This is a genomic window from Leuconostoc mesenteroides subsp. mesenteroides (assembly GCA_009676745.1).
In the GTDB taxonomy this organism is placed as follows: Bacteria; Bacillota; Bacilli; order Lactobacillales; family Lactobacillaceae; genus Leuconostoc; species Leuconostoc koreense.
In genome coordinates this window covers 335,001-359,770 of the sequence record CP046062.1, presented here as the reverse complement: position 1 = coordinate 359,770, position 24,770 = coordinate 335,001, and the positions used below count along the sequence as shown (strand labels likewise).

The following is a 24,770-nucleotide window of genomic DNA, read 5'->3' as shown; positions in this document are numbered from 1 at the left end:
TCCACCTTTCATTTTTTCGTCATAAAAATACAAACAAAAAACCAGTATAAATACTGGTTTTTTTAGTCAATAAAATTACTTTGTAGAAGGTAATTCTTCTGACTTACCTTTTGCCCATTGTTGCAATTTTGCAATAGCAGCTTGACGTTGTTTCTTAGCAGCGCTATGACTAACTTTGCGGGCACGTGCAAATGAGTTCAGTGGCTTCTTTAATACCATGATTGTGCTCCTTTTTTATTCAATGATTTCATACAAACAATAATTATACGGCAAAATCTATACGATTACAAGTGTTACAATATATATTATGGAAACTTGGAATGAAAAAACAATTAAAGAATTTCGTAAAACATTGCTCAATTGGTATGATAAAGAAGGACGAGTGCACTTGCCATGGCGTGTGAATCATGATCCCTATCGTGTTTTAGTTTCAGAAATTATGCTGCAACAGACACGCGTAGATACAGTTATTCCGTATTTTGATCGTTTTATGGCATCGTTACCAACGGTGGATGATTTAGCAACCGCACCAGAAGATGTCGTACTCAAATTATGGGAAGGGTTAGGCTACTATTCGAGAGCACGAAACTTACAAAAGGCGGCACAATTTGTTGTCAATGAATTGCATGGGCACTGGCCAGAGAGTAGTGATGATCTGCAAAGCTTACCTGGAGTGGGCCCATATACAGCTGCAGCCATTGCGTCAATAAGTTTCAATGAAGTAGTTCCGGCAGTTGATGGCAACCAATATCGAGTTTTTAGTAGACTACTTAAAATTGATGCTGATATTGCTGATGCAAAATCACGCAAGATATTTTATGATATTATTGCGCCGATTGTCGATCCGGCAAGACCAGGGGACTTTAATCAGGCAATTATGGATTTGGGGTCAAGTTATATGACGGCCAAAAACCCGGACAGTTTGTATTCACCAGTACGCGAATTTAATGCGGCTTTTCGAGATGGTGTTGAGGATCAATATCCTGTTAAAACCAAGAAGCAACGACCAGTAAAACAGTTGTTTATGGCGTCAGTTTTTGAAAAAGATGGTAAGTTATTATTTGAAAAAAGACCGGATAGCGGTTTATTAGCTGGATTTTGGACATTTCCACTAACACAAATTGAAAGTATGGAATCTATTACGGGTCAACAATTAAATATTAAGCCCGTAACACATATTTTTACGCATCGTCGATGGGAAATTTGGTTAGTAAAGCAAGAGACAGCTGTGTTAAATGATAACCAACAATATTTTAGCTCTGATGAGTGGACGGCGTTAAGTTTACCAAAGGTACAACATAAATTATTGGAGAAATTATATGATACCGAATTCTAAATACAAAAATATATTTTTTTGGACGATTGAATTATTAGCGCTATCGCTCTTAATTTTGATTGTTTCCCGATTTGATTTTCTAATGAAGCCAATTTCAGTGTTTATTTCTACAGTTTTCGTACCATTGATTGTCGCCGGCTTTTTGTACTATGTTTTGAAACCAATTTTGACACTCCTAAAGAAAATTACAGTTAAAGGACATAAAATACCGCATCAATTGGCTGTTATAATTACTTTCGTGTTGTTTCTAGCTGTGATAGCAGGTTCCTTGATTTTATTAATACCAACTCTAGTTGCAGAAATTACGAATTTAATTACAGCATTGCCTGAATTTGCACAAAATGTACAACGCTTTGTCACAGAGTTACTACAAAGTAAGTGGTTAACGAATTTAAATTTATCAATTGATACGAATGAAGTAAAAAGTGCGGTTGGGAAGTATTCGGCTTCTTTTTTAACTGTTACGGCCGGTACATTAGGTAGTGCTGTCTCGATGGTTACTTCGGTCACGATTAATGTCGTGACTATTCCAGTCGTCTTATTTTATATGCTAAGTGACGGTGATCGCTTTTTGCCAGCAATCCAGAAGCTTTTTCCAGCTCGTTTTGCTGATAATGTTAAGAAATTGACAATTAAAATGGATAAAACCATTGAAAGATATATATCAGGGCAAGCTATTGAGATGTTGTTTGTCGGTGTGGCTATGGCTGTAGGTTATTTGATTATTGGTGAACCATACGCATGGTTGCTGGCTGTGATTGCTGGTATTACTAACATTGTGCCGTACATTGGCCCTTGGATTGGGGTTATCCCAGCATTAATTATTGCTAGTACACAATCATGGAAACAAATGTTGTTGGTAATGATTGTAATGATGGTTGTTCAGCAATTGGATGGGAACTTTATTTATCCAAATGTTATTGGAAAATCATTGCAAATCCATCCATTAACAATTATGATTCTTTTGATGGTAGCTGGTAATCTTTGGGGCATTTTTGGCATGATATTGATTGTACCGATGTATGCGGTTGTTCGAACTGTTGTTAAATTTGCCATTGAGATGCGTCAATTGACTAAGGAAACGTTAGAATAGCAGTTTTTTTAATATTTTTTTGATTTAAATTGTATTACCCCTTGACTGATTTAGTTTTTTCCAGTAGAATTAAATGGTTGTGTGATACATGCGGGTGTGGCGGAACTGGCAGACGCGCTGGATTTAGGTTCCAGTGGAGTAATCCGTGCAGGTTCGATTCCTGTCACCCGTATAATATGGCCGCCGCCATATTTTTATATTGAGGTATCTGGTATTATTCACGTGTAGTACCTGAGTACTTTAATTTGCCGACCTAGCTCAGTTGATAGAGCACCTCACTAGTAATGAGGGGGTCGCCGGTTTGAGCCCGGCGGTCGGCATAATTACTTTCAAGCAAAAAGCATGAATTCCTATGAATTCATGCTTTTTGTTTTCGTAATATATTGTTGAAATAAGTTTCGCTCAACTTCAGATAGCTCAATGGTTAGCCAACTACCGGTTTCGTCATAGTCTTCTTTTATAAATTGATGTTTTGCTGCTAATTGGGCAACGACATTTCCTTTATCAAACGGTATGTGCAGTGTTACAACTTCGCTGTCGTTAAAAATATGTTTAACAATGAGAGTAATCAAAGCATCTTGAGAATTGGTATCTAATGCCGACAAGGTAATTATGTTATCGCCAGATATGTCTGGATAGTGTAACTCAGTACGATCGGCTTTGTTATATACGGTAATCACTGGTTTCCCAGTAACACCAATCTCAGTTAATGTTGTTTCAGTTGTTTCCATCATTTCTTTATAATGCTCGTCTGAAATATCAACAACGTGCAGGATTAGATCAGCATTGGCTGCCTCTTGCAGTGTTGATTTGAAAGCAGCAACTAAGTTGTGAGGTAGCTTTGACACGAAACCAACTGTATCACTTAATAAAAACTGTCTTTTATCTGCAAGAGTCAATTGTCTGACTGTTGTGTTGAGCGTAGCAAACAGCATATCTTTTTCAAACACTTGCTTACTATCATTATTGTCGGCACCAACACCAAAACGCATCAACAAACGGTTCATCAAGGTAGATTTTCCAGCATTTGTGTAGCCAACCAGCGCTACGTTAGGTAAATCATTCGCATGTCGTTGCATTGAACGTGTATGTTCACTTTTTTCTAAATCAGCTAACTCTTGGCGGACATGAACCATTTGAGACGTAATACGTTGGCGAGATTGTTCTAGTTTTGTTTCACCAGAACCTCGTGAGGTGAAACCTGCACCACCTGTACCTGTTTGTTGATCTAGTGAAATTGACATGCTTGTACGTAAGCGGGGTAATTGGTATTGTAAACGTGCTAACTGTACTTGAAGTTTTGCAACTTTAGTCTGAGCTCGTTCTGCGAAAATTTCTAGAATTAAACCAGTACGATCAACAACGGTAGCGTCTGTTGTTTTTTCTAGATTACGAATTTGAGAAGGTGTTAATTCATCATTAACAACAATCATATCAACGTTATAAGTTTTTACAGCTTCACTTAACTCTTCAACCTTGCCTTTACCAAAGTAAGTACTAGGATTCGGACGTTCTAGTTTTTGCGTAAAAGTTTCAACGGGGTCAAGATTATTTGCTTTTGCTAGATTCGCTAGTTCTTCTAATTCGTAGTTTAGGTTTCCCTGACTCGTTGTTAAACCAACTAAAAATACTTTACGAGAGTTTTCTTGCATAAAAAATGCCTCCAATCAACTTGCGAGATTGGTGGCAGTTTACGTGTTTGGTACGAAAATAGCAGACCAATCTCAAGAAAAGCGCATAAAAACAATCTATTGTTTTTATTCACCACATCTTAAAAATTGTTCAACAAGTTCTCGTACCTCTTTCTTCTTAATAGTGATAGTGTATAAGTTTTATAGGGAAATGTCAATAATAGCGTACTTTGTTTTGTGATAATTTCTTCAACGCTGTTGCCAGATTTAACGTATAATAGAATGAGTTAACTAATTAATAGAAGGTTTTGAACATGTCAAAAGAAATTTATTTAACTGGTGATCGGCCCACTGGTAAACTACATATTGGTCATTATATTGGATCATTAAAAAACCGTGTGAGCATGCAAAATTCTGGTGATTACTCGCCATTTGTTATGATCGCTGACACACAAGCATTTACAGATAATGCTCGTAATCCGGATAAGATACGTCAATCATTAACTGAAGTAGCCTTGGACTATTTGGCGGTTGGCATTGACCCAGCGAAGACAACCATTTTCGTACAGTCACAAATTAAAGGCTTATTTGAACTGACAGAATATTTTATGAACTTGGTTAGTGTTGCTCGCTTGCAAAGAAACCCAACAGTTAAGTCAGAAATTAAACAAAAAGGTTTTGATGAGGGAATCCCTGCAGGATTTTTGACATATCCAGTATCACAGGCAGCTGATATCGCTATTTTCAGAGCAACAAAGGTGCCGGTAGGGGATGATCAAGAACCCATGCTTGAACAGACACGTGAATTAGTACGTTCATTCAACCATGCTTATAAGTCCGATGTTCTAGTTGAACCAGTTGGTGTTTTTCCACCCAAGGGACAAGGACGTTTACCAGGTTTAGATGGTAATGCAAAAATGTCTAAATCATTAAATAACGGTATTTTCTTAAGTGATGATGCAGATACGTTGGTGAAAAAGGTTAAGTCAATGTATACAGACCCCTTACATATCAATATTACTGATCCTGGTCATGTTGAGGGTAACGTGGTGTTTACTTACTTAGATATTTTTGATCCAGATAAAAAACGTGTTCAAGAACTAAAAGATCAGTATACCGCTGGTGGTTTAGGCGATATGAAAATAAAAAAGCATTTGATAGATGTCATGGAAGCTGAAATGGCACCAATCCGTCAACGACGTGAAGAATATGCCCAAGATATCCCGGCAGTTTTAAATATGTTACAAGAAGGCTCAAATAAAGCCAATGTTGTCGCTGAGCAAACAATGAAAGATGTTCGTCACGTGATGGGACTGGATTATTTTAGCAATTAAGAGCTCGGATTTTCCGAACTTTTTTATTTTATGTGATAGGTATTGATAAATAATTGAAATATCGTTTATTTATCTTGGAGATATGATGGGAAATAATGAACAGAAATTGAATCGTGGTTTCGGGCTAACAGCATCATTAGCTTTAGTTGTTGGAACAATCATTGGTTCTGGTATATTTTTTAAGCAAGGTAGCGTCTTAGAGTCAGCAGGTAGTACAAACGCAGCAATGCTAGCGTGGATTACTGGAGGTCTTTTAACGCTAGCATCAGGAATCAGCGTAGCTGAAATTGGCTCTCAAATGGGCAAAACTGGTGGCATTTATATTTATATCGAGAAAATTTATGGTAAAGTTTGGGGCTTTTTGGCTGGGTGGATGCAAGTGGTATTTTACGGCCCAGCAATGATGGGGTCCATTGCAGCCTATTTCGGTATTTTGTTTGTTGATTTATTTGGATTATCTAAGTCTCTAGCTATACCATCTGCAATTATTGCATTATCTTTTGTAGGTCTTATTAATTCAATTCCAAACCGATTCAGTGCTGGATTTCAAATAATAACAACTACAGTGAAAATGTTACCGATTATTGCATTAATCGTTTTTGGTTTATTTTTTGGACAGCACGATGCTATTGGACAAACTGTTGCTCAAGCTTCGCAGAGTGGACAAGGTAGCTTTGGAGTGGCTGTATTAGCGACCTTATTTGCTTACGATGGTTGGGTTACGCTAGCTAATATAAGTGGTGAAATTAAAAATCCACAAAAGGTCTTACCCAAGGCTATTATTTTTGGTATTTTGATCGTTCTAGTTGCTTATGTCGGTGTGAGCTTTGGCGTTTATCAGAGTTTACCCGCTAATACCATTGTTAATTTAGGACAAAACACAACGTTATACATGGCTACAAATGCATTTGGTGTTATCGGTGGTAGGTTATTGAGTATTGCTGTATTAATCTCTTTACTTGGTACACTAAATGGAAAAATTGTTTCATTCCCACGGGTGTTATTTGCAATGGCTAACGATGGTATGTTTCCGTTTGCCAAACAGTTTGCCAAAATCAATATGCGTTCTCGGACCCCTAATAAGTCCATTTGGTTTATGATTTTTCTTGGCATTTTGATGATTATCTTTACGAATCCAGATCGTTTAAGTGATATTGCGATTTTTACGACTTTCTTATTTTATATACTTGTTTTTGTTGGTGTCTTTAAATTACGTAAAAAGGATTCTCTTGGAGAGAAACGTAGCTTTTCTATGCCATTGTACCCCTGGATACCAATCATTGCTATTTGTGGTTCACTCTATGTTGAAATCTCTGAGATTATGCACGACTTGTCTGGTGTTATAATTTCTATAGGAATTGTCGCGGTTGGTTACCCTGTTTATATAATCCTATCTCGTCGCTTGAATAAGATGTAAACTGTTTATACATATTGATTTAATGGCATATGATTAGTTTAATTAAATCGAGCATAAGTATAATATATGACTGAGTAAAGAACTTACACGAAAATAGTGTTATATGTACGCATTTTCAGTTCGTGACTTACTCACAATATCAGTCAATGAGAAAACATAAAAAAGACGCCGTTAACGGCGTCTTTTTTAGTTAATTTGAAGAATCTTCGACAGATTCTGATGGTGATTCTTCTGCTGGTCGGAGAGAATCGGCTATTGTCTGTAGAGAACTCGGTATGTCACCACCGTATGCTGAACCGGTGGAAGCATGTTTTAAGCCTAGTGCTTTACGAGTTAAGTTAGTCACGCGTTGCTTTTCTTTTTGGGTAACAACTTCATATGAAACGTTATTTCCTTCAGCGTCAGGATAACTTGTTCCGACACCTTGAATATGTTCGGTGACAATATTTTTTGCTGCATTAATATATTTGCTAGCAATCGTCGTCATATCTCCAAATGACAAATCAGTTTGAACATTTGAACTCATTGTATTCATAAACTTTGTATTCAATAAACTTGATACATTAGCTGACTTTTTAATCAGACCTTCTAATACCAATCGTTGACGTTTTTGGCGCCCATAATCACCATCTGGATCATCGTAACGCATACGTGAAAATGCAAGGGCTGCATCGCCTGTCATAACGTGCTTGGTTGCTGACCAAGTGACACCATTATCATCAGAATGTTCATAACCTGTGCTTCCTTTGTGGAAGCGGTATAGGTTTTCACCGTAGTCATGGGCTGTTTCCTGACTATAAGTGAAGTCAATAGGTGACTTCACAGAAATGCCTCCGACTTGAGTGACCATTTTTTCCAATCCGGACATATTAACTAAGGCATAAAAATCAATAGGAATGTTTAAGTAAGATTCTACAGTTTTAATAGCGGTAGCCGTTGAACCATAGGCATATGCTGCATTTATCTTTTGAGGGAACGTACTTTCGTATCCTGGAATAGAAACCATTGCATCACGAGGGATAGAAATCATTGTTGTTTTTTGGGTCTTGGGGTTGACCAGAAGCAACATCATTGAATCTGTACGTCCTTTGTATGTACGCCCTAATTCACCAGTATCCGTTCCAAATAACAAAATAGATAAAGGTTTTCCACTTTGAACAACGCTCGAGACGTTTCGGGATTTAGTGACGCCACTGCTCTTATATGTTTTATCGATTGCTGATTTAGTATTATGGATTGCCATCCAAGCAAATGTACCCGACACGATAAGTAAGAAACCGACAATGAGCAAGGTAATATTTCGTAGTTTGTGATTACTTTTTGAATAGCGATCAATTCTGGACTTCACTGCAGTTTGTTTATTTTTTTTCATAACGGTCTCTCGATTGTTTTAGCCATTGAAATATGGCGGTTTGTAAGAAAATAAAGACAGTTACCGAGTGTCACCGATATACTGCCATTTTGTGTAACAAAGGTAAAAAATCCAACTGATAATAATGTTATCGAACCTAGTTAAAGTCAAGATTAAATTTTAACTATATCGGCTTTTTCTTATAATTATATCTCATATAATGCTACAATTATTAAGAACTATAAGCAAATGAGTTTGTAGAAATTTAATATTTGGGAGAATGTGAGTAGTCGGAGTTTATTAAGCATATTAAGTATTATTGTCGTCACAAAACTGTATTTGTGCGTATGCAATTTAAATATGCTTATCCGTAATATCACAATGATAAATAATGTTAATTCCACCGGATAAGCTAAGAAAAATTTTAATGATTACTTTTGGTGTTATTTTTGTTTTTATAGGAATTCAAGTTAGATTTCATATGATATTCATGCAAGTTCTGGATGCGACTGTAGATTTTGCTGTAAATAACATTTTGTCGTCGAAAATACCTTTGTACTTAAAGTTAGGTAGTCTTTTTTCTCATTATTGGGTTATTGTGCCATTGATAGGAGTCATGGTAGCATTTCTTTATTTAATAAATTATAAAATTGCTGCCTGGTGGTTTGTGATTACACAACTTATTGCGATGCTACTGACATGGGTGATTACAATTATTTTGCGCATCCATTGGCAGAACGGTCCTAAAATAGGTGAAACAATACCTAATTTATTATTGGTGTGGTGGTTACAATTACTCTTACTATTGGTCATTATTATGCCATATTTGGTTAAGTCGAGAAAAATTCAAGTGACAATTAATATTGTCATTGGTTTATTTTGGTTATCGATTATGTTAGCTCGCATTCAATCTCATCACATGGCATTTACGAGTGGCTTGGGTGCAATTACTTTTGGTTATTTTTGGTGGCAGTTTAGTACACAACAATATTATAAAAGAGCGCGTCATTGGCAAAAGGTACTTGAAATTGACGGGCGCGTATAAGTGTGTTATTATTTTCATATTGTCAAAGAGGTTGCAACCAACATGAGTCACATGAATGAGTCCGCCAGGATGTTGAAATCATGTAAAAGGGAAGGTTGCCGAAAGGGTTAACAGGCAAGATAACCCTTGGGCTAGTGATTAAGAGTTACTAGACTGTCGTAGAAATGCGGTGCGCTTTGAAAAGTGATTATATAATGACTTTTTAAACCTCGTCCTGCTTGTTAAGGAGAGGTTTTTTATTTTGAGAAGGAGATTTTATGTCTGAGCATAAAGGACACATACAGCGTAATTTAAAAACGCGCCATGTGTCAATGATCGCATTAGGTGGTTCAATTGGAACGGGATTATTTGTAGCTTCGGGAGCTACCGTCGCACAAGCAGGCCCTATGGGGGCTATTGTCGCTTACTTAGCTATTGGGGTGATGGTTTATTTCTTGATGACTTCGCTGGGTGAAATGGCCACTTATTCACCAACTTCAGGTTCATTTTCTGACTATGCTGGTAAATATGTTGACCCAGCATTGGGGTTTGCCATGGGGTGGAACTACTGGTTTAATTGGGCTATAACACTAGCTGTTGATATTGTAGCAGTTGGCTTAGTCGCTGAATTTTGGTTTCCAAATACACCAGGGTGGATATTTTCCGCGATTGCTTTATTACTCATCTTCTTAATTAATGTTTTTTCAGTTGGCACTTTTGGAGAAGCTGAGTTTTGGTTGTCGATGATCAAGGTAGTAACTATTATCGCTTTCTTGATTACTGGGTTAGCTACTATTTTTGGTGTAATTCATTCTGACATTAATGTTATGAAAAACTTGTCTGTTGGTAATCATGGATTTGTTGGTGGACCTCAGGCTATCTTGTCGGTATTTGTTGTTGCTGGATTTTCTTTTCAAGGCACTGAGCTAATAGGTATCACTGCTGGTGAAGCTCAGGATCCTGATAAGTCAGTTCCCAAGGCCATAAATCAAGTTTTTTGGCGTATCTTACTGTTTTATATTCTTGCAATTTTTGTTATCTCCGCCTTGGTTTACTATAAAGATCCACGCTTGTTGAGTTCTTCGACACAAAATATTGCTGTCTCACCATTTACCATTGTATTTAAAAATGCAGGGATTGCTTTTGCGGCTAGTTTGATGAACGCAGTTATTTTAACATCAATTATTTCGTCAGCAAATTCAGGTTCATATGCTTCTACACGTATGTTGTACGCTATGGCACGCAAAGGGGATGCCCCTAAAATTTTTGCCAAACTTTCATCTAGAGGCGTACCGGTAGCAGCCTTAGTAGTAACCACTGCTATTGGGTTATTAGCATTTATTGCTAATACCAAAGGAGGATCAGTTGCTTATACTTGGCTAGTTAACGCTTCAGGATTAACAGGATTTATCGCTTGGGTCGGCATTGCTATCTCTCATTACCGATTCCGAAGAGCTTATGTGGCGCAAGGAAAGAGCTTGTCTGATTTGAAATACAAAGCTAAGTGGTTCCCATTCGGCCCACTATTTGCGTTAGTAATTTCTATTGGGGTTATCATTGGCCAAGATCCAAACAGTTTTGCCCATCTGAATTGGGAAAAGATATTTGTAACCTACTTATCAGTACCTTTGTTTGTAATCTTATATCTTTGGTACAAAATTTCTCACAAAACGAAGCTAATTGCTTTAAAAGATGTCGATTTAAAACAATATAAATAAGTGGATATAAAAAGGCACTACATTATCTGAAGTGCCACACAATAGTTAAACAAAATAGAATTAATTAACTATCAAACTCAGTGATGAGTTGCCGATATTGAATTGGCGACAAATTATTGAGTTTTTTGATGCGGTAATTTGATGTAATCAGTGGATGGGATTCTAGACAATTCAACATAAGGATTTTGAATTCTGGTGAATGGCCTTAATAATAATTGAACCAGTCATACAGGCGTAAATATTTTGTGCTTTTTGATGAGCACAGCTTCCTCTGGTCCAGCCAGTCTTTGACAATTATTATTTTAAAGTTATTTGAATAGTTAGACACAAAAATACCCGATAGCTTGATGAACAGATTTTCTATTCTGTCGAAGTTATCGAGTTTACTTGATATGGTAATGTTTTTTATATGGGTAATAGCTTAGCCACGTACTACTAGGACATCAACTTTAGCAGACCTTGTCACGAATTCCGTAACAGAACCAATAACTAAACGTTCTACAGCATTTAATCCAGTTGCACCAATAACAATCAAATCAGCATTGACTTCGTTAGGTACATCTTTAGCGATTAACGACTTTGGTGACCCGTATTCGATTAGATAATCGACATTTTTAACGCCAGCTTCAATCGCCTGTGTTTTATATTGTTCTAAGCTTTTTCGTGTTTCATCTGAAACTGCTTCAACCATTGTATCGTCAAAACTGGCCACATTTTGAAATGCACGGGTATCGATAACGTTCAAAATTGACAAGATACCTTCATCACCAGCATCCAACGTCAGTTCAATTGCGCGCGTTAATGCAGCTTCAGATTCTTTTGAGCCATCCATTGGTACTAAAATCCTATGATAATTTGCTGTCATAATAACATCCCTTCTTGCAATATGCAATGCGTTCTTGTATATGTCTAGTATAGCGCTTTCATAACAAAATTAATAGTATGTTCTTTCATCTTAATAGACACCGGTTTTAATTTATACAAAAAAGCGCCCACAGATGTGGACGCACAGGCCTAGCCTGGAACACTCAATTGATACCGTTAATCACTACGCAGATTTTCCTCGAAATTATCGAGGTGGATGGTTCATCAAAATTGTCAGATTACCGAATGAAAGGGCATACCTTCTAAGTTCTGAATTCCCAACCGAAAATAAAAGTTGTAAGGAAAAAGCTGATGATGTAGCAATGCGTATATCTGAGGAATTCATATAGTATTATAACGCTAAAACTCGTTAACTGAAAGACTTGACTTTTCAACTTAGGCCGTCATCTTGTCGTGATTTCAGTGTCTGATAGACATCAAATAATTGTTGTTCAATTTTTGAATTGCCTTTAGGATCAAAGTACTGAGTGTTTGTCATTTTATCTGGTAAATATTGTTGAGCTACCCAATCATTATCATAGTCGTGCGGATATGCGTAATTCACACCGTGATTCAATTCCGAAGATCCTTTATAATGTGCATCTTTTAAATGATCAGGTATATCGTAAGATTTGCCATGACGCACATCACTAATAGCCAAGTCTATTGCTTTATAGGCGGAATTAGATTTAGGTGAGAGAGAAAGTTCAATAATAGCATTGGCTATCGGAATTCTGGCTTCTGGGAATCCTAGTGTTTGTGCTGCTTGAATAGCAGTCACTGCCCGCTGAGCTGCTGGTGGATTTGCTAATCCGATATCTTCGTATGCAATAACCGTAAGTCGACGTGCTAAGATTGGTAAATCACCAGATTCGATAATACGTGCAGCGTAGTGTAATGCTGCATCGGTATCGGATCCACGAATTGATTTTTGGAGTGCTGAAATCACATCGTAATGTGCATCTCCATTTTTATCAGCTGATAATGCTTTACGTTGCACAGTTTCTTCAATGATTGGCAAACTGATATGAACGATATCATTTTCATTAGGTTTTGTTGATAAAACTGCTAATTCTAAACCATTTAATGCACTACGTAAATCACCATTTGTTGCTCGCGATAACTGTAACATAGCATTATCATCGAGAGCAATATTATATTGCCCAAGACCTTTTTCTTTGTCAGCAATGGCTCTTTTAACAGCGTTTGTGATATCATTTTCACTTAGGCTGTTAACTTCAAATATTTGCGTTCTAGAACGAATAGCTGGTGTGACATTAATATAAGGATTTTCTGTCGTCGCACCAATTAATATAATTGCTCCGGACTCCAAATGCGGTAGCAAAAAGTCTTGTTTGACTTTGTTTAAACGATGAATTTCATCTAGTAGTAAGACAACAGTACCTGACATTTTGGCTTCTTCGACAACAATTTGTAAATCTTTTTGGCTATCGGTCGCAGCATTTAGCATGCGAAACGCATATTTTGATGAACCGGCTATGGCACTAGCTATTGATGTTTTACCAGTACCAGGTGGTCCATACAAAATCATCGAACTCAGTCGATGAGCAGAGACCATACGCCAGATGATTTTGCCTTCACCAACTAAGTGTTGTTGGCCGACAATTTCTTCAATTTTTGTGGGGCGCATACGGTACGCTAGCGGTTCTTGGGTCATGAACGTTTATCCTAAGTAAATATTATCCACATTGACAGCAGTATTAGCGGCTAGTACTACTGCTATGGGGTCTTCTTGATGTGCAGATTTTGTAGCGTCAGAAAGTAAGGTAAAACTATGTTTGCTTTGCGTTGCCAAACCGACATACGTTGAAAAATAGTCGCCAGCAAGTTGTTGATCGATTAAAACCTTACCGATGCTGTGCGATTTAAGTGATGCGGCAAATTGTGATTGGATGTTTGAATTGCCCAATTGAGATAACTTAATTGCGACAATGACACGTTCTCGGAACGTACCAAGATAGCGGTTTTGCTCATCGGGGTTAATTTTTGGGCTACCATTACCAAGCTGTTCTTGTTGTAAGCGTTCATTGACGTCCATAATTTTCTCCATTAATGTTTGATACTTCTATTATACTTTATCTTAGCCGTTAGTTCACGAGCTCACGCTGACACAGGAGAAATTTCTGTTAGTCCTCATTCAACAATACGAAGGGATAGACCATTAGCAGAGGTTAAAAAATAATTCGAGCGAACTATTAAGGTGAGGGTATTGTTCTAGCTATTTTTTACAGTCACATTGTTGCATACAAACTGAAAAAAGATGATATTTCATTTATTTGAAAAGGGCTGGTTTTACATGACTCATGCTGTTATAGCGCTATGCTTATCAATTCTTAGTAAATGAAAGGAATTAATATGATTATAAAAATACTGGAAAAATAAATAGCGACACGAATAAAAAAATTCGTACAAAAAGACAGCCCAATTTTGAGCTGTCTTTTTGCTTGTTACTTATAAAAAAGAAAAACGTCACCAAATCTGGTGACGTTACAAACAACTAAGAATTAAAGTATTAACCCAAGTGGTTGTAGTATTCGACGATCAACGCTTCGTTGATATCAGCATCTAATTCTTCACGTTCTGGCAAACGAACGAGTGAACCTTCAAGCTTTTCAGTGTCTAATGATACGAATTGTGGGCGAGCCACAACTGATTCGATAGCAGCTTGGATAGGCAAGATGTTCTTTGACTTTTCACGAACTGATACAACTTGTCCAGGTTGTACGTTGTATGAAGGAATATCAACGCGCTTACCATCTACTAAGATGTGACCATGATTAACAAGTTGACGTGCTTGTTGGCGTGTAGTTGCCAAACCAAGACGGTAAACAATTGAATCTAAACGTTGTTCCAATGAGATCATGAAGTTAGTACCATGAGTACCCTTACGAATCTTACCAGCCTTGTTAAACAAAGCTTTGAATTGGCGTTCAGTCAAACCATAAGTGAAGCGCAACTTTTGCTTTTCGCGCAATTGCATTCCGTATTCAGAAATTTTAGCACGACGACCGGCACCGTGATCACCAGGTGCGTAAGCACGACGTGACAATTCTTTACCAGTACCAGACAATGAAACACCTAAGCGACGTGAGATACGCCACTTTGGACCTGTATAACGTGACATGTATATGTCCTCCAAAATGTATTATGCTGTACATTTGAGGGTAAGTACCAGATGCGTGCAGCGCCTATCTTGACGTTTCTCAGAGCCAGTAGCTATGGCCTTACTAACGATTTGGGGCGTTGTTGACGCGCTTCTTTACTTACTGCTACTCAATTTAACAACTCATTACATGATATCAGAATCATTAAGGAATAGCAAATTGTTAAGAAAATTGTAAACGATTTGAGATTTGGCAAATCTCCTTTAATTCAACTGTATAAGTGCTAAGATGGAAAGTGAAAATTAAAAGGTTGGAAACTATCCATATGTTTAACTTTACAGTTTTAGCAATTATATTACTTTTGGTTGTCATCGCTTATTTAGCAATATTTGTGATGCAAAGAACGACCGTCAAAAAAGTTAGTGACCTCAGAGCAAGAAAAGAGCAGCTTGAGTCTTTGAAAGTTCGTGAAGAACTTGTAGAAGGGCGAAAATTGCCTTTAACAGGTCAGTCTTTAAAGAACTATCAAAAACTTGAGAGTTCTTTTAACGATGTTCAAAATAACAAGTTTTTAAAAATTGATCAACAAGCTAATTTGGTACTTTTTGAAGCTCGGGGTATCAATTTCATTAAGACACGCAATGAATTAGAACGTTTGCAAGGTATGGTCGATGATACAGAAACTACCATTAAAGATGTGCGGTCTGGTCTGCTTGATTTAAAGAAAACAGATGAGGAACACCGCGAGGCAATCAACGATCTTAAGAAGAAGTATGAAGGATTGCGTAAGCGGTTGCTTGCTGAAAACTTTAAGTTTGGGCCAGCTAATCCTGCTCTAGATGAGTTTTTGAGTCAATTAGAAGCCGATTATGATGAGTTTACAGAGTTAACTGAAAATGGTGATCATGCTACGGCTTCTGATATCTATGAGCAATTAGCGATGGAAACCACTCAAATGGAAAAAATGATGGCCGATATTCCAGAGCTGTTTGATCAATTAAATATTAAGTATGTTGACCAATTAAATGAATTAGCTCAAGGACACACTAAGCTTATAGAAGCTGGTTATGTTTTTCTAAATGATAGTGTGGAGCAAGAACTTCAGGCAATTGACGCACAACGTCAGCAAGTTTTGAAATTATTAGCAGATTTGAAATTAAAGGAAGTAACTGAACAAACTGGATATATCGAACAGCGTATTGATGCCATGTACGAAACGATGGAAACGGAAGTAACGGCTCGCAAACACGTTACTAAAAATGCCGATCGTCTATCTTCTGATTTGCTACGCTTACGTGAGCAAAATCAGACATTATCTGTCGAGCTGGATAGATTAGGTCAAAGTTTCCAATTTAATCATAAAGAGTTAGAAACACGACGTACTTTATTAGAACAAATCAATATGGCAGAGGAGCAAATTAATCATAATGATGATTTACTCGAAGCTAAAGAGATATCATACAGTGAGTTGCGGATTCAGCAAGAAAAATTGCTGAAGCAGTTTGAAGAAATTGAGACACAGCAGGTAGATATTTGGGATAAAATATCTGGATTAGAAAAAGCTGACCGATCAGCTAGACAGCTAGGTGGACAATACCAAAAAGAAGTTGAAGCCATTAAAAATGCTGTTGAACGGATGAGTTTGCCGGGCTTACCAGTTGCTTATCTAGAATATTTTTACGCTGTATCAAACGAATTAAAGCGTCTTGCAAAGTCATTAAATACGAATTTGATTAATATGGATGAGGTACAACGTCAATTGAACATTGTATCAGCTGATATTGATACATTAAAAGAAAAGACAGAAGAAATCGTTGATCAGGCCGCACTAACCGAACAACTATTACAATATGCTAATCGTTATCGTGCTTCGAATGAGCGTGTGGCTGCTGCAAGCGAGCAAGCACGTATGTTTTACGAGAGAGATTACAATTTCAAGCAGGCAATGGATATCCTCGGATCAGCTCTTGATAGTGCTGAACCAGGGGTTTATGAAAGACTAGTTGATTCATATATGCGTCGAAAAACACCATTAGTATAGTCGACATAAAAGGAGCCACCGCTATTGAGCGGTGGCTCCTTTTATGTTAGGTTATGATAATTTAGAATGCTTAATGCCATAGAAGAAGTACCAGATAACACCAAGTAGTAACCAGAGGCCAAACATTTTGAGTGTCTCGGCAGATAGCTGTGTAATAAAGAACAAACTTATCACACCCGCAATAAACGGTACAACTGGATAGCCAGGTACTTTAAAACCATCATGCGCTAAATCTTTACGCCGACGAAGAATTAGAATACCAAAATTAATAAAAGCAAAGGCTGTTAAAGTGCCCGCATTAATTAAACTAGCCAATGTGCTAAGGGGAATAAGGCCGGCAAAGATAACTTCAACAACAACTGCCAAAATTAATGCATTGACTGGTAAATGTGATTTGGGTGATATTTTACCTAGGCTACGAGGGAGTAAACCGTCACGTCCGAAAGAATAAGTTAAACGAGATGACGCATAAATCAGAGCCAATACGGCTGTAAACATACCAATTAATGCACCGATGGTAATCACAATAGAAAACTGTGTTTGGTGGACAACTTGCAGCGCAAACGCTGCTGGATCATCAACGCCCAGCTTTTTATAATTAACAATTCCTGTTAATACGATGGAGAATAGTGTATACAATAGAGCCGAAACAACAACCGTTCCAATAATACCTTTAGCCATTGTTTTCTGTGGGTTTTTAACTTCAGCAGCATGAGCAGCAATGGTATCAAATCCTAGAAAAGCAAAGATAATACTTGCTGTTGCAGCCCAGATGCCGTTCAATCCACCAAATCCGCTGTGGAATTCTTTGGGATAAAACGGTACATAATTACTTGTTTTAATAAAGAATGATCCGCCAACAATAAACAAGATTAAAATAACAATTTTGATAACGACCGCACCATTTTCAACATTTTTTGAAGTATTTAATCCTCGGGATAATATAACAGCGACGAGTAAAATGATTAATACTGCAAATAAATTAACAATTCCGCCCTCCATTGGACCTGCAGATAGATATTTGGGAATATGAATGCCAAATATAGCTAATAAGTTGCTCAGGTATGCCGAGAATCCGGTTGCAATTGCTGATACTGCTAAGAAATATTCAACAATTAATGACCAACCCAATAGCCAACCAATAATTTCTCCGTAAATAGCGCCCCCGTATGAGTACGCTGAGCCGGCAACTGGCATGGCTGCTGAAAACTCGGCAAAAGCCATACCCGATAAGCCAGAAAAAATCGCAGCAATTAGGAATGCAATAGCAACCGCCGGCCCAGCATGATCGGCGGCTTCGTGACCTGGTAAAATAAATATTCCTGTACCAATGACTGTGCCTACTCCTAGACTAATCAAATCACGCGTTGTTAAAACCCGCGACATATGTGAATCTGCACTCAAATAATTATCAACAGATTCTCGCTTAAAAGCTCGCGCAAGAAGTGACATAATAATTCTCCAATTTTTAATAGTTTTTGTACACCAGTTATTCTATCAATTTCAAGTATACTTGTCGAACTTTACAAATAGTTTTACGATACAATAATAACTAAGGAATTTGAATGATGAAAAATAACAAAGTTTTTGTAATTACTGGTGCCACAGGTGTTGGTAAGACAACAATTGCCCGCTATTTGCAAGATACATATCGGATGCCGAGAGTTGTAACGCATACAACGCGCCACCCGCGGGAACGGGAAGAGAACGGCGTGGCCTACTATTTTGAAACTGATAATAGTTTTGAAAAAAATCATTATTTGGAACGGGTGCAGTATGCTGGATATAAATATGGCTCATCATATGAAGCATTAGAGCGCGCTTGGAGGAAAAACCCGTATGCAACAATTGTTTTGGATACAGCGGGAGCTATTACATATTCTCGGGAGCTGGGTGAGCAGGCTGTAATTATTTTCGTTACGGTCACACATCCTGATATGTTAATTGACCGCGTGCAAGTTCGAGGTGATGATCCATTAGTGATTGAACAACGAATCGCCTCGCCAGAATTTTTACGTGACGTAACTTTGCCAAAAGAACTAAAAAATGTTGCTTATGAGCTAGCAAACGATGATTGGGCAAAAACTAAAATACGTCTCGATCTTCTGGTGAATGATATTATAAGTGGCCGTAGCCTACCTCGAAAAGGGAAAATGTGAGTTTGTTAATAAGAAACTTGACAAATGATTGAATTAATATTAAAATTAGTCTCATAAAAATAAAAAAGGTTTTAACACAATGTCACATTTAATGAACAAAACTACAGTAAATTTTTACTTTAAGTATTTTGGTTAATTGTCCAAGTACTTAAGGCATTTTGCGTAGGTATTCGGATTAATCTGCTGAATGCCTAGTGAGTTCATATACATTTGAGCAAACGCACATTCAGAGTTCTTTCTGGGTGTGCGTTTTGTGTTAAATTAGGGAGAAAATTATGCCAGAAGTAAAACCCACGTTATTGAATAACCTCAATCAACATTTAAAACTTGTTGGTCCATCTGCTATTCGGGCATTTGATATTGAAGTAAGTGAAATTCCAGACATTATTAAGCTGACACTAGGTGAACCGGATTTTAATGTACCTGATCATATCAAGCAAGCTGCGATTCGGTCCATTGAAGCAAATGATTCACACTATGCTGCATCCAATGGTACGATTCATTTACGTGAGGCTGCGGCTGGATTCTTGGCAGATCGTTATGATATCGATTACGATCCTACTAGTGAAATTATTGTAACTATAGGTGCAACCGAAGCTATTTATGATACGCTTACAACGATATTAAACCCGGGCGATAAAATTATACTCCCTACACCGATTTTTCCATTATATATAGCAGTTGGATTAGTAGATGGTGCTGAACCTGTATTTATCGACACTTCTTCAAATGATTTTGTGTTGAGTCCAGAGATGCTTGAGTCTGCAATTGAGAAGCATGGGGATGATATTAAAGCTGTTGTGCTCAACTTCCCATCTAATCCAACTGGGGTTACTTACAATGAGGAACAAATAAAAGCGATTGCGGATGTTTTGCGTGGTACGGACATTATTGTTATTTCCGATGAAATTTATTCTGAACTATCATATGAAAACAAGCATGTATCCATGGCTAAATATTTGCCTGAACAAACAATTCTGCTAAACGGCGTTTCAAAATCACATGCAATGACGGGCTACCGCATTGGTATTTTAGCTGGTCCAGCACAATTGGTTCAAAAAATAGCGATGATTCATCAGTTTGTAACCACGACTGCTTCTAATCCAGCTATGGCTGCAGCTGCAGAGGCCTTAGGGACAGAGGCAGGGCGGCAAGATACGTTGGCCATGAAAGCTGAGTATCTTCAACGACGTGATTATGTTTATGACACAATGACACAACTTGGTTTTAAAGTTGCTAAACCAGATGGCGCATTCTATATTTTTGCTAAAATACCGGCTGGCTATATTCAGGATGATTTTGCTTTTGCGCGTGATTTAGCTCAAAAAAATGGGTTAGCTTTGATTCCGGGTTCGTCATTTGGTCCAGGCGGAGAAGGATATATTCGATTAAGCTATGCAGCATCCATTGAAACATTACAAAAAGCCATGCACCGTTTGACTGCTTATATGGAAGAAAATGGTAAATGAATAAAATATTAATGACAAGTGTGCGTAGTGACGAAGAGCAGGCTATTCATCACTATGCTGAAAAAAATCATGTGGAGATAGTGATTTCTCGTGATGATGTTCATCTTGAAACACTACCTGATTTAACAGGAATTGACGGATTAGTGATACAACAAACAGCAAAAATTGGCGGGAATCAGCAGTTTTATGATCATATTGCCAAGCACATACCGCAAATAGCGACCAGAACTGCTGGATATGACATGATTGAAATTAATTTGGCTAAAAAAGCTGGTTTGAAAATAACCAATGTACCAGCCTATTCACCAAGATCAGTAGCTGAAATGGCACTTATGCAGATTTTGAGGTTGTTGCGTCATACGCCAGAATTTGATAAACGAATTGCTAACAACGATTTTCGCTGGATAGGTCTGCAAGCGAGAGAAATTCATTCGGTTACTGTCGGTATTGTCGGTGTAGGACGAATTGGTGGTACACTGGCAAAATTATTAAAAGGCATGGGTGTCAATGTCTTAGGTTATGATATAGCTCCTGATGTCGCACTTTGTGATGTGATTAGTTACGTTACAAAAGATGAGCTCTTGGCGCAAAGTGATGTAATCAGTTTACATGTTGATTTAAATGAAACCTCAATTCATTTGCTTTCTGAAGCGGATTTCCTAAAAATGAAAAAGGGTGTGTTGTTAATAAATGCTTCGCGTGGACCAGTTATCAACACAAGTGATTTAATTACTTTTTTAGAGAATGGTCAAGTGGGTGCCGTGGCACTAGATACGGTAGAAAATGAGTCCGGTATTTTCAATCATGATTTACACGATCAGGGGGTGCCAGATGAACGCATCCAAAAACTATTATCAATGTCAAACGTCATTATTACGCCACATATTGGCTTCTTTACTAACATAGCCGTCAAAAACATGGTTGATATTTCGTTGGATGATACTTTAATGATACTCAACGGACAATCTTCACCACACGAAGTTTAAATTAAGCGCTTCGGCGCATACATAGGAAAGAAATATGAGATCAGTTAAACATAGTTCCGCGACAACAATCAAAAAATTTATTATTGATATATTGAATGGTACGAGTTTGGGTATAGTGTTGACTTTAATTCCTAGTGCGTTGGTCAGTCAATTACTGTTATTGTTTTCTGGTAATGAAATTGCTACCCGAATTGCATTCATGACAACACTGATTCAGAGTACATTGCCATTAGTAGCAGGTTTTGCTGTTGGTCAAATTTTAAAGTTAACAGTGATTGATTCAGGCGCCATTGCACTTGCAATGTTTGTTTCTGCTGGTGTTGTGAAAAGCACAGCCAATGGGACAATTATTTCTGGTAGCGGTGTGATACTTAATATTTTGCTCGTGGCATTTTTGGCATCTATATTGGTAAAGCTCACTGAAAAATCTTTTGGACATCTTAAAATACTATTACAGCCATTATTTGTAGTCGTTATTGCTGGTACTGTTGGACTGATGACTTTACAGCCAATCAGTGTCTTGCAAACTTGGATAGGGGATGGTGTTGCTTATGCTACTGAATTAACACCGTTACTCATGGGCGCGGCTCTAGGCGCGATTTTTGCTTTTCTCATTGTTTCCCCGCTATCTTCGGTAGGTATTGCGATGGCTATTAGCCTAACAGGGGTTGGATCAGGTGCTGCTAATGCAGGAATTACAGTAGCCAGTTTTACATTAGCGCTAATGGGCGCTAGTGTGAATCCTATTGGTGGTACGTTGGCACATTTTGTTGGTTCACCAAAAATTCAAATGGCAAATATGTTAGTCAAGCCTAAATTATTTATACCGACAAGTATAGGTGCGGCGATAATGGGTACGGTAGCAACTATATTGAATATCAAAGGTACACCATTTTCCGCAGGATTTGGATTTTCTGGATTAGTGGGTCCCTTGACAGCTTGGTCAGAATCAGACAAAAGCCTTGTATCTATATTTAGCATTTTGCTAGTATTTGTCATACTTCCCGTTATTATCGCTATAGCCTTAAAATGGTTATTCGTGACTAAATTGAAAGTGATTAGGGCGGAAGATCTTAAACTAACCTTGCAATAATTAGTTAAATAAAAGAACGAAAATGAGTCAAGGGACAAGAAAAGTGCGATTAAAGCGAATGTAAGCAAAAGGAAACGAGATAAAAAGGGTAAAAAACGAACGTAAAAAAGAAGTAAAGAAAGTAGTTGACTGAAAGGGATAAAGTTGGTATATTAGTATATGTTCCGACGGAGCGAAGCAACGAAAAGGTTGAGGCGTAGGGAAGGAACGAGCGCGAAAAGAGAGAGGAAGCAACGAAAAGAAGTAGTTGACAAATCGAAAAGAGCGTGATAAGATAATATAGTTGTCTCAGCGACAACAAGTAGCACATTGAAAACTGAACAAAACTTTGAACAAACGAATCTGTAGCTGTTACGTAAAGTAACAAAAACAAATTTGCGAAGTCAATTCGTAACAAACAATAAACGGATTACGTTATAGAGATATAGCGAAAAATAGTCAGTTTAATCGAAGAGCAATCTTCAAATTTTCAAATTGAGAGTTTGATCCTGGCTCAGGATGAACGCTGGCGGCGTGCCTAATACATGCAAGTCGAACGCACAGCGAAAGGTGCTTGCACCTTTCAAGTGAGTGGCGAACGGGTGAGTAACACGTGGACAACCTGCCTCAAGGCTGGGGATAACATTTGGAAACAGATGCTAATACCGAATAAAACTTAGTGTCGCATGATACAAAGTTAAAAGGCGCTTCGGCGTCACCTAGAGATGGATCCGCGGTGCATTAGTTAGTTGGTGGGGTAAAGGCCTACCAAGACGATGATGCATAGCCGAGTTGAGAGACTGATCGGCCACATTGGGACTGAGACACGGCCCAAACTCCTACGGGAGGCTGCAGTAGGGAATCTTCCACAATGGGCGAAAGCCTGATGGAGCAACGCCGCGTGTGTGATGAAGGCTTTCGGGTCGTAAAGCACTGTTGTATGGGAAGAACAGCTAGAATAGGAAATGATTTTAGTTTGACGGTACCATACCAGAAAGGGACGGCTAAATACGTGCCAGCAGCCGCGGTAATACGTATGTCCCGAGCGTTATCCGGATTTATTGGGCGTAAAGCGAGCGCAGACGGTTTATTAAGTCTGATGTGAAAGCCCGGAGCTCAACTCCGGAATTGCATTGGAAACTGGTTAACTTGAGTGCAGTAGAGGTAAGTGGAACTCCATGTGTAGCGGTGGAATGCGTAGATATATGGAAGAACACCAGTGGCGAAGGCGGCTTACTGGACTGCAACTGACGTTGAGGCTCGAAAGTGTGGGTAGCAAACAGGATTAGATACCCTGGTAGTCCACACCGTAAACGATGAACACTAGGTGTTAGGAGGTTTCCGCCTCTTAGTGCCGAAGCTAACGCATTAAGTGTTCCGCCTGGGGAGTACGACCGCAAGGTTGAAACTCAAAGGAATTGACGGGGACCCGCACAAGCGGTGGAGCATGTGGTTTAATTCGAAGCAACGCGAAGAACCTTACCAGGTCTTGACATCCTTTGAAGCTTTTAGAGATAAAAGTGTTCTCTTCGGAGACAAAGTGACAGGTGGTGCATGGTCGTCGTCAGCTCGTGTCGTGAGATGTTGGGTTAAGTCCCGCAACGAGCGCAACCCTTATTGTTAGTTGCCAGCATTCAGATGGGCACTCTAGCGAGACTGCCGGTGACAAACCGGAGGAAGGCGGGGACGACGTCAGATCATCATGCCCCTTATGACCTGGGCTACACACGTGCTACAATGGCGTATACAACGAGTTGCCAGCCCGCGAGGGTGAGCTAATCTCTTAAAGTACGTCTCAGTTCGGATTGTAGTCTGCAACTCGACTACATGAAGTCGGAATCGCTAGTAATCGCGGATCAGCACGCCGCGGTGAATACGTTCCCGGGTCTTGTACACACCGCCCGTCACACCATGGGAGTTTGTAATGCCCAAAGCCGGTGGCCTAACCTTCGGGAAGGAGCCGTCTAAGGCAGGACAGATGACTGGGGTGAAGTCGTAACAAGGTAGCCGTAGGAGAACCTGCGGCTGGATCACCTCCTTTCTAAGGATAATCGGAAAGCGACAGCGACTTAAGTGTCAATTTGTTTGTTTCAAAGTTTTGTTTAGTTTTGAGTGTGATACTTTAATAGGTATCATTGTCTCAAAGTGAT

At 38.4% G+C, this 24,770-nt stretch carries 19 protein-coding genes, 2 tRNA genes and 1 rRNA gene; 15 read left to right on the top strand and 7 right to left on the bottom strand.

Annotated features, from left to right (window positions below):
- Positions 1 to 307 precede the first annotated feature (307 nt).
- The 4 genes from mutY (at position 308) to GJV51_01690 (ending at position 2,749) form a co-directional block, all read left to right on the top strand.
- Entirely contained in the window at positions 308 to 1,336 is a 1,029-nt protein-coding gene (gene mutY, locus GJV51_01705) for an A/G-specific adenine glycosylase (protein ID QGM24775.1), read from the top strand.
- Complete coding sequence (locus GJV51_01700; protein ID QGM24774.1) at positions 1,320 to 2,429, top strand: AI-2E family transporter; 1,110 nt, start codon at positions 1,320 to 1,322, stop codon at positions 2,427 to 2,429. Before mutY ends, GJV51_01700 begins: the two co-directional genes overlap by 17 nt.
- 90 nt (positions 2,430 to 2,519) lie before the next feature.
- Positions 2,520 to 2,601, top strand: a tRNA-Leu gene (locus GJV51_01695).
- Positions 2,602 to 2,676: 75 nt separating this feature from the next.
- Positions 2,677 to 2,749: transfer RNA gene (locus GJV51_01690), tRNA-Thr, on the top strand.
- A gap of 30 nt (positions 2,750 to 2,779) precedes the next feature.
- Here the strand turns inward: GJV51_01690 and hflX are convergent.
- Complete coding sequence (hflX, locus tag GJV51_01685; GenBank protein ID QGM24773.1) at positions 2,780 to 4,081, bottom strand: GTPase HflX; 1,302 nt, start codon at positions 4,079 to 4,081, stop codon at positions 2,780 to 2,782.
- Between the two features lie 293 nt (positions 4,082 to 4,374).
- Here hflX and trpS point away from each other — a divergent pair, with 293 nt between their 5' ends.
- Positions 4,375 to 5,394: a tryptophan--tRNA ligase gene (gene trpS, locus GJV51_01680; GenBank protein ID QGM24772.1), complete on the top strand. Its 1,020-nt coding sequence runs from the start codon at positions 4,375 to 4,377 to the stop codon at positions 5,392 to 5,394.
- 85 nt (positions 5,395 to 5,479) lie between these two features.
- Entirely contained in the window at positions 5,480 to 6,811 is a 1,332-nt protein-coding gene (locus GJV51_01675) for an amino acid permease (GenBank protein QGM24771.1), read from the top strand.
- 190 nt (positions 6,812 to 7,001) lie between these two features.
- Here the strand turns inward: GJV51_01675 and GJV51_01670 are convergent, their stop codons facing one another.
- Positions 7,002 to 8,183 (bottom strand): LytR family transcriptional regulator, encoded by a 1,182-nt coding sequence (locus tag GJV51_01670; GenBank protein ID QGM24770.1) that lies wholly within the window; start codon positions 8,181 to 8,183, stop codon positions 7,002 to 7,004.
- Positions 8,184 to 8,553: 370 nt separating this feature from the next.
- On the opposite strand from GJV51_01670, the gene GJV51_01665 reads away from it, so the two are divergent.
- Together GJV51_01665 and GJV51_01660 are read left to right on the top strand one after the other, a co-directional pair.
- Positions 8,554 to 9,207 (top strand): phospholipid phosphatase, encoded by a 654-nt coding sequence (locus tag GJV51_01665; GenBank protein QGM24769.1) that lies wholly within the window; start codon positions 8,554 to 8,556, stop codon positions 9,205 to 9,207.
- Positions 9,208 to 9,464: 257 nt separating this feature from the next.
- The gene (locus GJV51_01660) at positions 9,465 to 10,904 is read left to right on the top strand and encodes an amino acid permease (GenBank protein ID QGM24768.1); all 1,440 of its coding nucleotides are present in this window, start codon (positions 9,465 to 9,467) and stop codon (positions 10,902 to 10,904) included.
- Positions 10,905 to 11,325: 421 nt separating this feature from the next.
- On the opposite strand, the gene GJV51_01655 is transcribed toward GJV51_01660, so the two are convergent.
- Positions 11,326 to 11,769, bottom strand: a complete 444-nt coding sequence (locus tag GJV51_01655; GenBank protein ID QGM24767.1) for a universal stress protein — start codon at positions 11,767 to 11,769, stop codon at positions 11,326 to 11,328.
- Positions 11,770 to 11,902: 133 nt separating this feature from the next.
- Between GJV51_01655 and GJV51_01650 the strand changes: the two genes are divergently transcribed.
- Entirely contained in the window at positions 11,903 to 12,118 is a 216-nt protein-coding gene (locus tag GJV51_01650; protein QGM24766.1) for a hypothetical protein, read from the top strand.
- Between the two features lie 41 nt (positions 12,119 to 12,159).
- Here the strand turns inward: GJV51_01650 and GJV51_01645 are convergent, their stop codons facing one another.
- The 3 genes from GJV51_01645 to rpsD form a co-directional block, all read right to left on the bottom strand.
- Positions 12,160 to 13,446, bottom strand: a complete 1,287-nt coding sequence (locus tag GJV51_01645; GenBank protein ID QGM24765.1) for an AAA family ATPase — start codon at positions 13,444 to 13,446, stop codon at positions 12,160 to 12,162.
- A gap of 6 nt (positions 13,447 to 13,452) precedes the next feature.
- On the bottom strand, positions 13,453 to 13,827 hold the full coding sequence (locus tag GJV51_01640; GenBank protein QGM24764.1) for a DUF1694 domain-containing protein: 375 nt from the start codon (positions 13,825 to 13,827) through the stop codon (positions 13,453 to 13,455).
- 474 nt (positions 13,828 to 14,301) lie between these two features.
- Positions 14,302 to 14,913 carry a 30S ribosomal protein S4 gene (gene rpsD, locus GJV51_01635; GenBank protein ID QGM24763.1) on the bottom strand — a complete coding sequence of 204 codons (612 nt, stop codon included), beginning with the start codon at positions 14,911 to 14,913 and terminating at the stop codon, positions 14,302 to 14,304.
- A gap of 305 nt (positions 14,914 to 15,218) precedes the next feature.
- Here rpsD and ezrA point away from each other — a divergent pair, with 305 nt between their 5' ends.
- Positions 15,219 to 16,934 (top strand): septation ring formation regulator EzrA, encoded by a 1,716-nt coding sequence (gene ezrA, locus GJV51_01630; GenBank protein ID QGM24762.1) that lies wholly within the window; start codon positions 15,219 to 15,221, stop codon positions 16,932 to 16,934.
- A gap of 51 nt (positions 16,935 to 16,985) precedes the next feature.
- Here ezrA and GJV51_01625 read toward each other — a convergent pair whose 3' ends face one another.
- Positions 16,986 to 18,386: an amino acid permease gene (locus tag GJV51_01625; protein QGM24761.1), complete on the bottom strand. Its 1,401-nt coding sequence runs from the start codon at positions 18,384 to 18,386 to the stop codon at positions 16,986 to 16,988.
- A 116-nt stretch (positions 18,387 to 18,502) separates the two neighbouring features.
- Between GJV51_01625 and GJV51_01620 the strand changes: the two genes are divergently transcribed.
- From GJV51_01620 to GJV51_01600, 5 genes are all read left to right on the top strand, one after another.
- Positions 18,503 to 19,093: a guanylate kinase gene (locus tag GJV51_01620; GenBank protein QGM24760.1), complete on the top strand. Its 591-nt coding sequence runs from the start codon at positions 18,503 to 18,505 to the stop codon at positions 19,091 to 19,093.
- A 275-nt stretch (positions 19,094 to 19,368) separates the two neighbouring features.
- Entirely contained in the window at positions 19,369 to 20,562 is a 1,194-nt protein-coding gene (locus tag GJV51_01615; protein ID QGM24759.1) for an aminotransferase class I/II-fold pyridoxal phosphate-dependent enzyme, read from the top strand.
- Positions 20,559 to 21,548 carry a D-2-hydroxyacid dehydrogenase gene (locus GJV51_01610; GenBank protein ID QGM24758.1) on the top strand — a complete coding sequence of 330 codons (990 nt, stop codon included), beginning with the start codon at positions 20,559 to 20,561 and terminating at the stop codon, positions 21,546 to 21,548. The genes GJV51_01615 and GJV51_01610 overlap by 4 nt, the downstream gene beginning before the upstream one ends.
- A 34-nt stretch (positions 21,549 to 21,582) precedes the next feature.
- Positions 21,583 to 22,641, top strand: a complete 1,059-nt coding sequence (locus GJV51_01605) for a hypothetical protein (GenBank protein QGM24757.1) — start codon at positions 21,583 to 21,585, stop codon at positions 22,639 to 22,641.
- Between the two features lie 470 nt (positions 22,642 to 23,111).
- A 16S ribosomal RNA gene (locus GJV51_01600) occupies positions 23,112 to 24,668 on the top strand.
- Positions 24,669 to 24,770 lie beyond the last annotated feature (102 nt).

Bases quoted from the DNA above. Each gene is read 5' to 3' on its own strand.
- mutY (QGM24775.1), top strand. From the start codon at position 308: ATGGAAACTTGGAATGAAAAAACAATTAAAGAATTTCGTAAAACATTG.
- GJV51_01700 (QGM24774.1), top strand. From the start codon at position 1,320: ATGATACCGAATTCTAAATACAAAAATATATTTTTTTGGACGATTGAA.
- hflX (QGM24773.1), bottom strand. From the start codon at position 4,081: ATGCAAGAAAACTCTCGTAAAGTATTTTTAGTTGGTTTAACAACGAGT.
- trpS (QGM24772.1), top strand. From the start codon at position 4,375: ATGTCAAAAGAAATTTATTTAACTGGTGATCGGCCCACTGGTAAACTA.
- GJV51_01675 (QGM24771.1), top strand. From the start codon at position 5,480: ATGGGAAATAATGAACAGAAATTGAATCGTGGTTTCGGGCTAACAGCA.
- GJV51_01670 (QGM24770.1), bottom strand. From the start codon at position 8,183: ATGAAAAAAAATAAACAAACTGCAGTGAAGTCCAGAATTGATCGCTAT.
- GJV51_01665 (QGM24769.1), top strand. From the start codon at position 8,554: ATGTTAATTCCACCGGATAAGCTAAGAAAAATTTTAATGATTACTTTT.
- GJV51_01660 (QGM24768.1), top strand. From the start codon at position 9,465: ATGTCTGAGCATAAAGGACACATACAGCGTAATTTAAAAACGCGCCAT.
- GJV51_01655 (QGM24767.1), bottom strand. From the start codon at position 11,769: ATGACAGCAAATTATCATAGGATTTTAGTACCAATGGATGGCTCAAAA.
- GJV51_01650 (QGM24766.1), top strand. From the start codon at position 11,903: ATGTGGACGCACAGGCCTAGCCTGGAACACTCAATTGATACCGTTAAT.
- GJV51_01645 (QGM24765.1), bottom strand. From the start codon at position 13,446: ATGACCCAAGAACCGCTAGCGTACCGTATGCGCCCCACAAAAATTGAA.
- GJV51_01640 (QGM24764.1), bottom strand. From the start codon at position 13,827: ATGGACGTCAATGAACGCTTACAACAAGAACAGCTTGGTAATGGTAGC.
- rpsD (QGM24763.1), bottom strand. From the start codon at position 14,913: ATGTCACGTTATACAGGTCCAAAGTGGCGTATCTCACGTCGCTTAGGT.
- ezrA (QGM24762.1), top strand. From the start codon at position 15,219: ATGTTTAACTTTACAGTTTTAGCAATTATATTACTTTTGGTTGTCATC.
- GJV51_01625 (QGM24761.1), bottom strand. From the start codon at position 18,386: ATGTCACTTCTTGCGCGAGCTTTTAAGCGAGAATCTGTTGATAATTAT.
- GJV51_01620 (QGM24760.1), top strand. From the start codon at position 18,503: ATGAAAAATAACAAAGTTTTTGTAATTACTGGTGCCACAGGTGTTGGT.
- GJV51_01615 (QGM24759.1), top strand. From the start codon at position 19,369: ATGCCAGAAGTAAAACCCACGTTATTGAATAACCTCAATCAACATTTA.
- GJV51_01610 (QGM24758.1), top strand. From the start codon at position 20,559: ATGAATAAAATATTAATGACAAGTGTGCGTAGTGACGAAGAGCAGGCT.
- GJV51_01605 (QGM24757.1), top strand. From the start codon at position 21,583: ATGAGATCAGTTAAACATAGTTCCGCGACAACAATCAAAAAATTTATT.